This is a genomic window from Clostridium sp. DSM 17811 (genome assembly GCF_018861905.1).
GTDB lineage: Bacteria > Bacillota > Clostridia > Clostridiales > Clostridiaceae > Clostridium_AD > Clostridium_AD frigoriphilum.
The window spans coordinates 16,128-30,972 of record NZ_JAHLDU010000035.1; the positions used below are offsets into that span (position 1 = coordinate 16,128).

Sequence of the window (14,845 nt, forward strand, 5' to 3'; positions counted from 1 at the left end):
CCACTTTCTTCTATGGGGTCAGATCCCTTACATACTTTGAATGTGAAACATACAATTTATATTTGTTAATGACCCCAGTGAAATTTACCGAAGAAGCCTGTGACTGCGGTTGCTACTAACGACAAAAAGCTACTGAAATATATAAAAATATACTTCAGTAACTCCTTACTAAGAGCTTGCCATAATCTATATTCTTCCTTAGATTTTATACAACGTTCAGTTACTATTTCCACATTATGAAGTAAATACTCTGTAAGTTTAAATTAATCTAATATTATAGTTTGAACTTTGCAGTGTGTTAATGTATTAGGCTCAATAATGCCCTCGTTTATCTTTAATTCATCAGTTTCACAATAACTCTCATCAAGCATTGCGTTATAAGCCCTTTTATATCTTTTATTAATAATGAACTTGCCTTCTGTTAACTTAGTCTTCATTGGATTAAATATTCTAATTACTAAGCCTTCTCCCTTTTCTTGTTTTTTTATTGAGCTTACCGTAAAGTTTTCATCCTTAACATTAAATAAACTATATTTATTTTCATATATCCTTTTCTCATCTCTAAGTGCAAATATCATTCTTCCATTTAAAAAATCAGCATATTGATATACTTGTATTGGAGTTAAGTATTTTTTTGCTATATTAGCAATATTAGCTTCATCAAATTCACAATTAAAAATATGAACTCCAAAAGTGAATTTTAGCTTTCCTATTAACTGAGCATCCGGGGTTTCTACTATTTTTTCTCCTGATGATCTGCCTGGTCTATATAATAGATTCTCTCTTCCCATATAACTAAAAGTTCTAAATAATGTTAATGCAATAGTATCATACTTTTCTCCAACTATTTGATATTCTCTAACTCCCTGCGTTATCACGCAAAGTCCCCTTTTTCCATCTTCGAGTGTAACAAAACTCTGCATTGGTTCTATAGTGATTGGTTTTTCTTGCCACAACCCCTCACTTGATTCCCACAGTTTTATATCCTCTTCTAATACAGTTTTTCTACTTATAATACCAAATTGCTGATCTGCAATTGATAATTTTGAAGCAATTTCTGCATTGAATAACACTCTAACTCTGTGCGAAAATGATTTATTCTCAAGGTCAACATTAAAAGAAATTACATTTTGATTTTCTTTTAATGAGACATTTACTTCTACTTTCATATCAATAGAAACAATTCCTTTAGCTCTTTCTTCTAAAGAGCACGGTACTTTCATATCGTATTGTATTAATAGTTCTTCCTCTATTTTAGATTTTAAAACTTTAATTTGTGATTTAGAATCTAATGAAGATATTAATAGATCTTCTCTTGGTGGAGAATAGTTATATGAATCTCCCGCATCTCCATTTTCCTCAAACACCGCTTGATTTTTATAAATTTTATTTGAAGTTTTATCTAATATATCAATAGTTCCATTGCTCTTTGCATAAATTTTATAATAATTATTTTCTATCACGTTTCCTTCAGATTCTTCATGTAAAAAATTATTTTTCTTATTTAGCTCAAATACTACTTGGCAATATCCCATTGAAGGTATATCTTCTGCCATAAGAACTATTGTTGCTTTGTAAACTTTGCTTGGGATATATATTTTTTTGCTTGGATTTAATCTTATAGTCTGATCCAATACATAACTACTTATATCTTCTTTTGCCTTTATTACATATCTAAGTTCTTTTCCATATACATTTTTAATTATAAAGTCTTCCTGCGGTATAAAAGCCTCAAATTCAATTACTTCGCTTCTATCTTTAGGATAAGCATTAAATAATGTTAACGTGATTTCTTCATCATTCTTTTTAATTTTAGTAGCAACCAACCTCATATGAAGCTCTAATAAATTAACTGACAAATCTCTAGCTTGTTTATATCTCATATAAACATCTTCATTAGTTGTATCACTATTACATGCCCCAATGCTATCATGAGCAGCATTTCCAAACATTAATTTCCATATATCCTTCATTATTGTATGCGGATATTCATTTCCTAAAACATGGCTCATAGCTAAAATCGGTTCAACAACATTTACTATATAATTTTCAATGTGATTATTCATCATTTTTAAATCAGCTCTTGATGAGAAAATAGATTTATGTATTCTCATATGTTTTCCAGTAACAAATTCCCCTTCAAGTTCTTTAAAATCATTCTTTTCTGCTTTGACACTTTTAATATAATTTTCTATGGAACTTATAACATATTCATTTTCTTTGTCTATTTCATTTGCTTTCTTTAATATTTCCGGAAGATTTATTCTTATTGGTGCTTGGTCAAATCCATTAGGAAAATACACATTATTTGTACTTGCTACTTTTTTAAGTCTTCCTACCTGCTCCTCTAGATATACCTTTAATTCATCTATATCTTCAGGAATATTGCCTCCATAAAAGTATCCATATGGAATTTGAACTGCAAATGCTACTGTTCCATCTGAACCTTTCCAGTTAAACTCTGTGCAATCTGTCATATCATCAGAAACACCTCTCCAAAATAAAGAATCCTTTATTCCAAATCCACTATATATTTGTGGCATTTGAGCCGATTGACCAAATGAATCCGGAACATATCCAACCTTCATATAATCTCCAAAATCTTTACATCGCTCAATTCCATAATATAAATTTCGCACAATTGATTCACCTGATATAACAAGTTGATCTGTTTGCGTATACCAAGGTCCAATTATTAATTTACCTTTTTGAACTAATGATTTAATTCTACTTTCATCCTCTGGCATCCAATTCAAATAATCATCAAGCAATGATGCTTGAGCATCAATCATAAAGTATTTAAATTCATCATTATTTTCTAATGTATCAATAACGTCCTTAAAATCTTTCATTAGATAAATCTTTGATCTTGAAGTTGTAAAATACCATTCCCTGTCCCAATGTGAATGTGGCACTACATGAACCTTAGTTTTCATATCTATCCCTCCTAATTTTGATTAAAGTTATAAACGTTATCAATAATTAAGAGTGAGCATTTTGCTCACTCTTATAATCTAAAATGTATTATTAACTGTGTTTACTTCATCATTTTCAATTTTTATATCTTTCTTTAGTACATTTAATAGTATTGCAGTCACAAGACAACCAGCTAAAACAGCTATTATATGAAATACTGGTTTATTAACGAAAGGTATTCCCATAACTGATGACATAACAGTCTTGTTTACTACTCCAAAAGCAGCTGATAAACCACATGCAACCCCTGAACCAATCATTATTGAAGGTATAACTCTAAATGGATCTGATACAGCAAATGGAATTGCTCCTTCTGTGATACCTATAATACCCATAAGGATTCCAGACTTACCTGCTTCCTTTTCTGCATCAGTATACTTCTTAGGTGCTAGTAACGTAGCAAGTGCAAGCCCAAGTGGAGGAATGCTTATAGCAATGAACACTGCTGAACTTACTGCATATGCTTGTATGCTAAAAGATGCCAATGCAAATGTGTACGCTGTTTTATTTATTGGGCCACCCATATCAAAAGCCATCATTAATCCTAGAATCACTGAAAGTATTACAATATTAGTTCCTTTCATTGAATTAAGCCAGGCCGTTATTCCAGCCATCAATGATGTTATAGGAGTTCCGATTACAAATATTAACAATAAACCGATTACAAGTGAGCTAAATACAGGAATTATAAGTATTGCAAGCAGAGGCATAAGTGATGCTCTAACCTTAATTTGTTTTAACCATTCAACTAAATAACCCACAAGTAATCCTACAACAATGCCACCAATAAACCCTGTGCCTAATTTAAAAGCAAGCATGCCGCAAATAAGAGCTGGTGCAATTGCCGCCCTGTCTGCTATTGAGTATGCAATAAAACAAGCAATAACTGGAACTATTAATTGTAAACCCGTTAAACCTATATCTCGAAGACTAGTAGCAAGCGTTGTACCTTTTTGATCCCAAACACCTGTACCACCTATAATAACAGCAATAGATATAAGTAACCCACCAGCAACGACCACTGGTATCATATAAGAAACTCCTGTCATTAAATGGCGTCTTAACTCTCCCATCTGCTCTTTAAATTTCATAATAGTCCCCCCTTAAATAAATTATTTTATAATTCTATTCCTTTTTCAATTACTTTTCCTGCATCCTTTACCGCTTCTGATATTCTTACTGTGAGAATCTTTTTATTATTAAATCTTTCTGCTTTAGATACTTTAGTATCCACTGCAAAAATTACAAAATCTGCTTCATCGATGTCCTTCTGTGCTAGTTTATCTTGGATACCAAGTGCCCCTTGTGTTTCAACATAAATCTCAATCCCCTTAGCCTTCGCAGCTTTCTTAAGACCTGCCGACGCCATATAAGTGTGTGCAATACCTGCAATACATGCTGTAACTGCTACTACTTTCATAATTTCCCTCCTTTATGCTGTTTTTGAAATTAAATCATATATTTCTAATTTACTTTTTGCTCCTAAAAGACCACTTGTAAACTCATTGTCCATTAAACTTTCTGCAATTTTAGCAAGTATCATTAAATGATCTCTGTTAGCACCTGATTTAGGTACGGCTATAAGAATTACGAACTTTACAGGTTTATCATCTAGTGACCCCCATTCAATGTCTTTACATCTCCCTATAGCTATAGTTGCCTCATTTACTCCATCTGACTTTCCATGAGGTATAGCTATTCCTTGTCCAATTCCTGTACTATATTCTTTCTCCCTCGCTAGCACATCATTAAGATAGACATCTATTGAATTTATCTTACCTTCTTCCAATAAAAGCTCTGCTAGCTCTTTAATTACTCCTTCTTTAGTATTGCTTTTTAAATCAAATTTAATTTGTTTTACACTTGTAAGCTCTGAGAGCTCCATACTCCTCACCCCTTAATAAAACTATCTATTCCCATCCAAGACAATTATACAAATCATCTTTTGAGTCTATTTGCTTTATTTTCTTTACTAACTCTTTATTCTTTACTATTTCATATAACTCTGTAAAAAGAGTTTCTGCATCCTTACCTACCTTAGAATTGAGAGCACATAAAAAAACTAATTGAACTTTGTTACCTCCCCAATTTATTGGTTCTCTTAACTTTGCAAAAGTTATTACTGGTTCATTAACCTCTTGTATATATCCATGGGGTATAGCTACTCCGCTACTTAAATATGTACAAGACAATTCTTCTCTTGATATTGCTGACTTAGCAAATTTTTTTGTAACATACCCTTTGCTTTCTAAGTTCTTTGATAATAATGTTATTATGTCAAAATGATTATCAGTAGAAATATTAATTAATAGAGATTCTCTATCTAGATACTTTTTTAACATAGGATAATTTTTGTTTTGAATTTCTTTTTTCTTTCTTATAAGACTATCTAATTGATATTGAATTGTACTTATATCCTCCAAGGTCATAATCGGTGCAACTTGAACCACCGGGATCTTAATTGTTGGCAATGAAATACTTGTAATTACAATATCAGGAGTTTCTTTATCACTTAACAAGGTCATCTCTTTAGAAATCCAAAGACCTGATATAAGCTTGATTACATCAATTCTAGGAAATTGCCTTTTTATTTGTACTGATAAAAGATGAGCTACACCAATACCTGTACCACAAACAACAAATGCTTTAATGTCCTTTTCAACAACATTCTTTTCAATAAAAGCCTCTATATGCAATGTTACATACCCAATTTCATTCTCAGTCATTGCAATTCCAAATAGATCATTTATATGATTTTCTATACCTACTGCAATCTGGAATGCATAAGGGTAATTATTCTTAATTTCTTTAATCAGTGGATTATTTAAATCTATTCCAAACTTTAACCTATTAATAGCTGCTGCAAGATGAAGCTTTAATCCCTTCATCAGTTGCTTGTCTTCCCCAAGCTTAAGATTATACGAGTTCTTAGCAAATTCACATATTTCATTTAAGATTACCATTAACTCTTCATCATTATTTAAGAAAATATCTTTTTCCAGCTTATTAAGTTCCTCTACATTAACCACATCTTCTATACAAAACAACGTAATATATGAAACTTCTTCTATAGAAATTTTTATTCCACTTTCTTTTTCAAAGTCTTCTAGAAAGGATTTAACCATTTTGAATTCTGATAATTTAATAATTTGAAGTATTTCATCAGTTGAAAATTGAATGTTTTGTTTCTTGTTTATTCTGAAATAAGTAACTAATAACTGACCTACTAGTTCAGTTAGTCTCTCATTAGATAATCTAACCTTTTTCTCACTTAAAATTTTACTAATAAACTTTTTTAAATAATTAATAAGAATATTGTTAAAATTATTATTGATGAAATGAGAAAGCTTTAAATCCATTTGCAATTCTCCATCATCAGTATTAGTTAAAAATATAGATACATCCTTATCATTTTTTAATATCTTAGTAAGCAGTAACCGTATGTTTTTTTCTTCACCCGATACTTTAATGCCATGATTTGTCTTTCTTATGAATTTAATCTTACTCTTCTTTAATGTTTCTTCTACATCCCTCATCTCTAAATTTACTGTAGCTTTACTAACATAAAGTTCATCAGCGATTTCTTGCATAGATATATAATCATTGGTCATTAACAGTCTCTTCAAAATATAATTCAGTTTTTCGCATGCTTCATCACTTGATTCATTAATAATCTTGGAAATCTCCAGTTTAACTTTTTCTTCCTCACCATCCTTAACTTCAAGCCAAGTTCCTATTCTCGGTTTTGATACGATCTCAATCCCTGTACTTTTAAAGTAACCATTTATATCCTTTATATCAGAATATATAGTCCTTGATGAAACACCTATTCTTGCTGCTATGTGCTCCATCTGCAGAGGAGCTTTAGAATGATATACAATAGCTAATATTCTTCTTTTCCTTTCATCTAAAACACTTAAATTCATTTTCATTTCCTCTCTGTTAACGTCTACAAATTTATTATAAGCCCTTATTGCAGATATTAAAATTTATTGTTTTTCTACTTTCATTGTTGAAATACATTCTATTTAAATTAGAATTAATTATAATATTTCAACAATATTTCTATTATGCCTCTTAATGTGATATAAAAAACAAATTGTGTTTTCAATTTGTTAATGTCCCCCGGGTGAATCTTTATAAGAAGCCTGTGAGTGAGGTTGCTAAAATACTATTTTAATCTAGATATGCTATAAGGGATGTGTCTTATTAGGCACATCCCTTCTCATATTAAATATTATCTGCATCTTTATCAAACTCTTCCTCAGTATAATTAATTGATTCTGCTAGAGTATCTTTTAAACGTCTCCCCATTGGTTTCATAGATGCATATGTAAGACCACCAGATATTATACCTCCTAAAAACAAAGTGAGTTCTCCTCTAACTTTTTCACTATCAATCTCTCCGTTCACCCATATATCCTTATAACCATTTTGCACAACATTCTATATCATGACATTTTATTTAAAAAAACACAACAAATACTTTAACAATATAACAAGTTAAGCTAAAACTAATTCCTATTATTTAATATTTTCCCCCTCTTAACATCATACATCCCCTCATCTGCCCTTCGTATTAATTCACTAGCTGATATTTTGCTGTTAAAGTTATATTGAGACAACCCACAGCTTAGACCCATCTTATAATTACTATTATTCATTTCCTTCAGTTCATAAATATTCATACATACCCTTGAACATATAGTCTTTGCAACCTGTAATGTTGTATCGGGAAAAATAATTAAGAACTCGTCACCACCTATTCTAAAAACAGTATCAGTTTTTCTAATATTTGCTCTCAAAATACTACCAACCTCTGCTAAAATTTTATCCCCTGCGCTGTGCCCCACAACATCATTTACTTTTTTAAAATCATCAATATCAGCAAAACATATTATAAAGTTTTCTTCTTGCCTTGCAGCCTCCAAAATAGTTTTCTCTAAAATCTCCAAACCTGCTCTTCTGTTTAATACTCCAGTGACAACATCCATGCATGCATTATATTGCAATTTAATTTTTATACTTTTAAATTCTTCAATAAGCTTTTCTTTTTCCTCTATTATTTCTATAAGTCTTTCTTTCCCAAGTTCTTTGTAGTTCATAATCTTTAGCCCCCCATATTGTATATATAATTAAGTAATTCTATCTAATACCATAATTGTACAATTAGCCAACTATCAAAATTACCCTTCCCCCCTATTTATTAAAAATAAAGTTTTCTTTTACCTATTCTCATGAAAAAGGTGCAAAAAGAACCACATCAACTGATGTGGCCCTTCATTATTTTTACCCTCGCCTATATACTATAAACCTTATTCATTTTCCTTATACTATCTATAATTTCTTCTCTAAACTCTACTGGTTCTATAACTTCTGCATCTGCACCAAAGCCCATAATCCATAGCTTTATTCCATATGTACCATTACAAACAAACTCATAAACAAAATAATCTTCATTTTCTTCAATTAGACTTCCCTCAAGTAAACTTTTTTCAGTTACTACCTTATAGCAGCATTTATTAAACTTAACTTTTACTCTTGTTTCATCTCCACCATACATATACCAAGTCTTTTTAAGATAATCATACACATTGAACTTACTATCTCTCTTTCCGTCTTCCTCTAAAATAATAACATTTGATATTCTATCTATTCTAAAATGTATCAAACAATCTTTGCTTTCTTCATATCCAATAATATAGTATTTGCCAAGTTCACAAGCGAAACTATATGGTATTATTGTGTGGTTTTTATGATTTCCTACTGCTGAAATATAACTAAAACTTACTTTTTTCTCTTCAGCTATTGCTGATCTTAAATTCTTAACATTGAATTCAATATATTGATGATCAATATTAGGATTTTTCTCAAAATAAAGCATGTCCTTCAATTTGCGCGCTTCATTTTTAGGAAGTAGCCTTAATAAACTATTTTTTATTATTGCCATTTTTGTTTCCATAAATGTTTGAGATTGAATTAATGATACTAATATTAAATTTACATCATCAGCTGTAATAGGCTGTACATATTTATTGGCCTCAAGTATTCCATCCCCATTTACTCCCTCTTCATCACTTACTTTATATTTTTTATCAGACTTATCATATTTAATAACCGTTTCCCACTCCTCATTTAATTCCTTGACATAATTATGAATGTTCTCCGGTAAAATTTCAAATACATCTGCAATTTCTTGTGGCGTTGTTGCTATTTTACATTTTATAAGTCTAAAAGTTTCTAATAACCTTCTACTTTTACCATAATTTCTGTAAGGTAACATAATATCAATTCCCCTTTGTTATGATGTATTATAAATTTATTTTTGTTTTTTAGTTTATAATTAGGTAGCTCACCCTAATTAGTAAAGCCCTTAACTATATTTATAATATCTTGACCATACTTCTCAAACTTAATTACATCAAAAATGCCCATAATATCCTCTATCTTTTCATTAATTGCTTAATTATAACATATTATGTTTATTTCCTCCATCAGAGAATATTATTGGTAGTTCGCTCTATTTTTAACATGATTTTTACACAATATATCCTACGTTCTATAACTGATATTGGATTATATTTAAATGATAAAAAAACTACTAAAATATATAAGTTATATATTTTAGTAGTCAATATTCTAGCACACTCTTAATTTTCATTTCCCTTGACATCCCCTATATGGAATTCAAAAGTAATAACAATTTACGTCTTTAAATTAATCTAACGACAACGTAACCGTCGCATCACCGCTGCCAAGTATCTTTTTGAGTTCATTCTGTGATACATCATTGATTTTGCCAAGTCTGGTAAACTTCCATGAGTTGTTCTCATAATAAATAACAAATTTATCTCCCAAATACAGAATCAAATCTCCTGCTTTGGTTGTTGTCTGCTTATCATTGGTAGACAGATTCGTACCAATTGAGCCGACCTTTTCCATGCTTGCATAATCTTCCATTTCAATAGTAAGTGGTCCTTCCTTCAGCATTTTGAACAATTCTTCTGTAGAAGAATTGTTCACCAAAGTTGCGGTTACCTTTGTTCCGTTAATATCCATACTGATTGTGTTTTTCATTTGTTTCTTCACCTCGATTTCACTACAAGTATAATCCTAAAGTCAGCTTTAGAGTCAAGTACTTTTTTAAAATTACTGGTGCCACCCACATAAATTATATTTTATTGTACTCAACTTTTATTAAACTTAGCCTTAACGACAAAAAAGCTACTGAAATATATAAAAATATATACTTCAATAGTTCCTATACCATGCTATCACTAAACCTTGTTTACTTTATCTATGCTCTTATAAAGTAATTATTTCCCACAGCATTTCTTATATTTCTTACCACTTCCACAAGGACAAGGATCATTTCTACCAATTTTAGATTCCTCTCGTACTGTAGGTTCCTGTGGCTGATAATAATTTAGGCCATCTTCGTTTGCTTCACTATGATCTTCATCAAAAAATCTGTCTGCTATATGTTTATATTTACCCGACTGTTGTTTATACTCCACTTGGAGCTTTTTTCTTTCAATGTTATTAGTTAACTTACTAAAGAACTCTGCCTTTAAAGCATAAAAATCCGGATAATCTTTTTCTAGCTTTTTAATAGCAGTTTTGTCGTTATCATAATTATCTAATATGATATACTCCTGAAAATGAGTCATTGCTTCTTTTTCTTCTTCATCATGCATCCCTAATTCATTATTTGGAAGTACATTGAAAGCAATAAGATCCACGATCTCTTGTTTTATTTTTTTATCTTCTTTCATTTTACGGAAATCATCAATATATCTCATATAGTTTTCAATTTCAATTTTAATATGTAATACAACTTCATCTTTTGGTAAAATCTTTGCTGCCTTCTCTATTACCTTTTTAGCATCTTCCATTCTTTCCATTTGCATTAAATAAGATGCTAAGTCAGATAATGTAGAGGTTATATCAACTTTTATTTCATCACTATTTATTGCAAGCTCTGCCAACTTATCTATAGGTTTATGTATTGAGGAAAACATTTCAAAGTTCATATCAATCGTTACTAGCTCTAGATATATTATTGTGTTATCCTTTATATCAGTGACTACCTCTAAGGCCTTTTCTAAAACATCTCTAGCATTCAGATATTCATTACTTTCTACATAAGCTTCACTTAAGCCAAGCCACAAGGAAATATTGTCACTATCAAGTTCTATTGCCTTATTGTAGGCTAAAATAGCCTTTTTATGCCAACCTCTGTTTAAATAAGCATTAGCTAAATATCCTGCAAATGCTGAGTTTTCCGGTTCCTCCAAAGTTAATTCTTCATATACTGTCAAAGCTTTACCACTGTTACTATTTTTTAAATAGACTTCTGCTAGCAATACTTTTACTATTAGAGATTTTGAATCTTCTTTCTGCATCTTTTCAAGGATTTTAATTGCTTTGTTTAATTCTTCTTCTTCCATATAGGTTCTTGCTAAGCTATAATTTTCTTTCACATCAGAATCTAAATTATTTATTGAATCATACTGCTTTCTAGTTTTTTCATTACTTAAAATTTCGTAAGCTTTTCTAATATTCATAAATTCAACTTCAAATCTATCCGGTGGATATTTTCTTACACTCTTAAAGTAAGCCCTTTTTATATCTTCTTTTGAAGACAGCGCGGTTAGTTCTAATATTTCATAATAATCTTTCATTTATATCACCTTTTCTCTCTATTCTTTAGTATATTTTAAATATTTTTCTAAAGTTATCCATATTTTCTATATATGCATTTCATACTCATCTAAAGTATCTTACCAAGTATACCATAATTATATAACAAACATAATTAGCCACGCTTCAATTTCTTCTGTTATCACTAACAGCTTAGGCGTATATAAATTTGTTTGCTACTAGTTGGGTGTGAAGCAACCCCTTTGTTGTAATTTTACTTCTCATAAATTTCCGAACCCCTAATTACTTTTGTAAGGCTTATTTCTAAGCATTATTTTGCTTTCTATTACATTTTCAGTAAATATATATGACCTTGCACGTTAGTTCTGCAATAGAATTCTTAATTTGTTAGGTCAAATTTTTAATTTTGGTTGTTTTGTAACTATAAATGACCTATGTAATTAGCTTAGTTCATTGATATATAAGGATTTATCGTTAATTTTATTATTTTATTACAAATTTATCATAGGGGTATATACTTTATTAAAGTTTTAAAGTTTTAAAGTTTTTATGTATTGGTATCTTTATACTTATATTAATAAGATATTTTGTTTTTTTGTAATATATATATTTATTTATCTTCTAACTTAGATATTTAAAGGGATTGCGATGATTACAATATGAGTAATAAATTGTAAATTTCTATCCAACTTTACGTATCATAAATACAGGTGATTTATCTGGTAACTACTTTAAAATACAATTTATTAAAACTAAACTTTAGTGAATTGGTACACAAATTTCACAAAAATGATTTTTAACCATTTCAATTTTATACCTTTCAAGAATAGGTCTTACCTCATCCAGTTGATACCCTTTCTTGAATAATTCCGGAAAAATTGCAAGCCACGCTTTTTGAACTTCTTCAGCTGTATGCCTTATTTTAAAAACTGCATATTTCCCTCCAATAATGTTACCATCACTAATATAATCATCACTAATGCAATAATCATTTGAAATAACGAGACCTGTGTCATAACGACAATTTTCAGGTTCTACTATTTTAGGATTATCATGGGCAATTCCTAGTATGATAGATTGCTCATTAAGCAGTCCATTAGACTTAGCCCATTTCTTTAATTTTTCCATTACTTTAATATTATTCTGCCCATAAGATCCAACCTGCCTTATATAAGCAATCCTATAAAATGAAGCTTTTTCAATTTCTATATTCATAATTCTTCCTTTCTTTATAAAGTACATCGATGTCTATAAACATCATATAATGCTTTAAAATAGAAAACAAGACATTTTTTAAAATTACTGAATTACCACTTATATCACTACCTTGCCATAATAAGTTATACCATCCTCACCTGAAATATCTTCTTCGAGTTAACTGTAAAAGGTTCAAAATACTTGTTTGCCCAGATAATGTAAGAACTCAAAATTTAATAACTAATAACTATGAAGCTAGAACAATTTTAGCTACGACCTATGCTATGTTAATACCTGGGCAACTCTTAAAAAACTTGATGGTAAGTTTTTTAAGAGTTATTTTGGGGTTTACTATAACCTTTGTTGTTGCTTTTCCGCTTGCAGTATTCCTTGGAAATAAACCCAAAGCAATGCCTTATATAAATCCATCTTTAGTATTTATGAGACATATTCCACCTATAGCCATGATTCCTATATTGATATTATGGTTAGGTATTGGTGAGTCATCAAAACTTGTAGTTATTTTTTTAGCAACCTTTTTTCCGTTTTTTTCAAATACCTTAAATGGTGTTACAAATTATGATAAAAAGCTTCTTGAGGTTGGGGAAATATTTCACTTTAGTAAAAAAGATTTATTTCTAAAGATAATAGACGCGGAGCAACTTTCAAGGCCTGATATTGTCATTGTTGGAATACTGTCAATAGGAATTTTAGGGTATGTTATTGATTACTATAAGGAAGGTATATACCATATACAACACATAAATACTTTTCATAGCAAACTAAAAAAATGGAAGTATGGATTTCAGAGTGTCTCCACAAAATACCTCGCTAATTACATGTACTGGTTTAAATGGTTGCAGTCATTTAGCACACAGAAAGACACTGTAAAAAGCAAATTTTTATTAGTACAATCACACACATCCCATACTGATACTAAATTGAAAGATTTTAAAATTAGAGAATCAATTTATATATAATTATGTTAAATATTTGAATAATTATATTAATGTGTTGTATAATTAAATAAGGATACAATAGTGGAATTTTATGAATTATTAGGGAAAGTGGGGGTACAAAGTATAATGAATAAACAAGGTGAGGTAAATAAAAAAGCATGGTCTTACAGGGCTTATGAATTATGGGTAAATAAATTTGGATTACCTAAAGATGTTGCTAAAGATATGATAAGACAACCTAAAATATACTTAAGAAGAGATATTGAGTTTCTGGGTAACGTGAATGGGAAAAAAATTGCTAACTTACTTGGTTCCTGTGGGAGAAAGGCAATTCCATTGGCAATACTTGGTGCTGATGTCACTATTGTAGATATTTCTGAAGATAACAAGAAATATGCAATTGAAGTCGCTAAAGAAGCAGGTGTAAATTTAACATACATCGTATCAGATTTTTCGGAATTGAATATTGATGAAATGCGTAATAGTTTTGATATTACCTACATGGAGGGTGGAATACTGCATTACTTTTTGGACTTAAATGAGATTTCGCAAAAAATATATTCTATGCTGAAAATAGGTGGTAGATTGGTTTTAAATGATTTTCACCCAATTAGGAAAATATTCAAAGTACGAGATATTTTTGAAGTTAGAGATGATAGTTTAGAACTAACAGGAGATTATTTTGAAAATGAATTAAAAATTGGGGCAGTCGCATATGAAAAGCTTTTCCCAGTTGCTGAACAGAATGAATTTCCTAAGTGTCTTTTAAGATATTGGACAATGGGTGAAATTATAAGTTCTTTTGCATCAGCGGGGTTTATTATTGACAAACTTGTTGAAGGACCGAGATTTGATTCCAATAAAAATATTCCAGGTGAGTTTACATTGATTGCTTCAAAACTTAAAATTCAAAGATGAAAGTTTTTTAATTCGCCATCTGAATAGGTTTGGATTCAGATGTTGAGCCGATAAAAACTATCACCATAAGTATATACTTAAATGATGATAGTTACTAAAATTGCTCAATTTCTGAAACAAGCTAAAGAACG

At 30.1% G+C, this 14,845-nt stretch carries 12 protein-coding genes and 2 pseudogenes; 3 read left to right on the forward strand and 11 right to left on the reverse strand.

The annotated features are described in order from the left end of the window. Window positions 1–263 precede the first annotated feature (263 nt). The 11 genes from mngB to KPL44_RS22375 all read right to left on the reverse strand — a co-directional run bounded on the left by mngB (window position 264) and on the right by KPL44_RS22375 (window position 12,855). Window positions 264–2,936: a mannosylglycerate hydrolase gene (mngB, locus tag KPL44_RS22325; RefSeq protein ID WP_216255111.1), complete on the reverse strand. Its 2,673-nt coding sequence runs from the start codon at window positions 2,934–2,936 to the stop codon at window positions 264–266. 78 nt (window positions 2,937–3,014) lie between these two features. Continuing rightward, entirely contained in the window at window positions 3,015–4,067 is a 1,053-nt protein-coding gene (locus KPL44_RS22330) for a PTS fructose transporter subunit IIC (protein ID WP_216255113.1), read from the reverse strand. 26 nt (window positions 4,068–4,093) lie between these two features. Further along, window positions 4,094–4,396 carry a PTS fructose transporter subunit IIB gene (locus KPL44_RS22335; RefSeq protein WP_216255116.1) on the reverse strand — a complete coding sequence of 101 codons (303 nt, stop codon included), beginning with the start codon at window positions 4,394–4,396 and terminating at the stop codon, window positions 4,094–4,096. 12 nt (window positions 4,397–4,408) lie between these two features. Then, a complete protein-coding gene (locus KPL44_RS22340) occupies window positions 4,409–4,861 on the reverse strand; it encodes a PTS sugar transporter subunit IIA (RefSeq protein WP_216255119.1) in 453 nt (150 codons plus the stop codon). Between the two features lie 25 nt (window positions 4,862–4,886). Further along, window positions 4,887–6,902, reverse strand: coding sequence for a BglG family transcription antiterminator (locus KPL44_RS22345; RefSeq protein WP_216255121.1), 2,016 nt, complete (start codon window positions 6,900–6,902; stop codon window positions 4,887–4,889). Between the two features lie 304 nt (window positions 6,903–7,206). Then, on the reverse strand, window positions 7,207–7,389 hold the full coding sequence (locus KPL44_RS22350; RefSeq protein WP_216255124.1) for a hypothetical protein: 183 nt from the start codon (window positions 7,387–7,389) through the stop codon (window positions 7,207–7,209). Between the two features lie 101 nt (window positions 7,390–7,490). Then, window positions 7,491–8,081: a GGDEF domain-containing protein gene (locus KPL44_RS22355; RefSeq protein ID WP_216255125.1), complete on the reverse strand. Its 591-nt coding sequence runs from the start codon at window positions 8,079–8,081 to the stop codon at window positions 7,491–7,493. Window positions 8,082–8,275: 194 nt separating this feature from the next. After that, window positions 8,276–9,259 carry a helix-turn-helix transcriptional regulator gene (locus KPL44_RS22360; protein WP_216255128.1) on the reverse strand — a complete coding sequence of 328 codons (984 nt, stop codon included), beginning with the start codon at window positions 9,257–9,259 and terminating at the stop codon, window positions 8,276–8,278. 434 nt (window positions 9,260–9,693) lie between these two features. Next, window positions 9,694–10,053 carry a cyclophilin-like fold protein gene (locus KPL44_RS22365; RefSeq protein WP_216255131.1) on the reverse strand — a complete coding sequence of 120 codons (360 nt, stop codon included), beginning with the start codon at window positions 10,051–10,053 and terminating at the stop codon, window positions 9,694–9,696. A gap of 239 nt (window positions 10,054–10,292) precedes the next feature. Continuing rightward, window positions 10,293–11,660, reverse strand: coding sequence for a tetratricopeptide repeat protein (locus tag KPL44_RS25935; RefSeq protein WP_216255134.1), 1,368 nt, complete (start codon window positions 11,658–11,660; stop codon window positions 10,293–10,295). Window positions 11,661–12,399: 739 nt separating this feature from the next. After that, window positions 12,400–12,855 (reverse strand): AraC family transcriptional regulator, encoded by a 456-nt coding sequence (locus tag KPL44_RS22375; protein ID WP_216255137.1) that lies wholly within the window; start codon window positions 12,853–12,855, stop codon window positions 12,400–12,402. 299 nt (window positions 12,856–13,154) lie between these two features. Between KPL44_RS22375 and KPL44_RS26135 the strand changes: the two are divergent. The 3 genes and pseudogenes from KPL44_RS26135 to KPL44_RS22385 all read left to right on the forward strand — a co-directional run. Further along, window positions 13,155–13,475 (forward strand): annotated as a pseudogene (locus KPL44_RS26135) (ABC transporter permease); the annotation flags it as partial. Between the two features lie 96 nt (window positions 13,476–13,571). Further along, window positions 13,572–13,703: pseudogene (locus KPL44_RS25595) on the forward strand (IS1595 family transposase); the annotation flags it as partial. Window positions 13,704–13,922: 219 nt separating this feature from the next. Further along, window positions 13,923–14,714, forward strand: coding sequence for a class I SAM-dependent methyltransferase (locus KPL44_RS22385; protein ID WP_216255142.1), 792 nt, complete (start codon window positions 13,923–13,925; stop codon window positions 14,712–14,714). The last annotated feature ends 131 nt before the right edge of the window (window positions 14,715–14,845 follow it).

Coding starts and splice junctions, on each gene's coding strand:
- mngB (WP_216255111.1), bottom strand. CDS start 2,936: ATGAAAACTAAGGTTCATGTAGTGCCACATTCACATTGGGACAGGGAA.
- KPL44_RS22330 (WP_216255113.1), bottom strand. CDS start 4,067: ATGAAATTTAAAGAGCAGATGGGAGAGTTAAGACGCCATTTAATGACA.
- KPL44_RS22335 (WP_216255116.1), bottom strand. CDS start 4,396: ATGAAAGTAGTAGCAGTTACAGCATGTATTGCAGGTATTGCACACACT.
- KPL44_RS22340 (WP_216255119.1), bottom strand. CDS start 4,861: ATGGAGCTCTCAGAGCTTACAAGTGTAAAACAAATTAAATTTGATTTA.
- KPL44_RS22345 (WP_216255121.1), bottom strand. CDS start 6,902: ATGAATTTAAGTGTTTTAGATGAAAGGAAAAGAAGAATATTAGCTATT.
- KPL44_RS22355 (WP_216255125.1), bottom strand. CDS start 8,081: ATGAACTACAAAGAACTTGGGAAAGAAAGACTTATAGAAATAATAGAG.
- KPL44_RS22360 (WP_216255128.1), bottom strand. CDS start 9,259: ATGTTACCTTACAGAAATTATGGTAAAAGTAGAAGGTTATTAGAAACT.
- KPL44_RS22365 (WP_216255131.1), bottom strand. CDS start 10,053: ATGAAAAACACAATCAGTATGGATATTAACGGAACAAAGGTAACCGCA.
- KPL44_RS25935 (WP_216255134.1), bottom strand. CDS start 11,660: ATGAAAGATTATTATGAAATATTAGAACTAACCGCGCTGTCTTCAAAA.
- KPL44_RS22375 (WP_216255137.1), bottom strand. CDS start 12,855: ATGAATATAGAAATTGAAAAAGCTTCATTTTATAGGATTGCTTATATA.
- KPL44_RS22385 (WP_216255142.1), top strand. CDS start 13,923: ATGAATAAACAAGGTGAGGTAAATAAAAAAGCATGGTCTTACAGGGCT.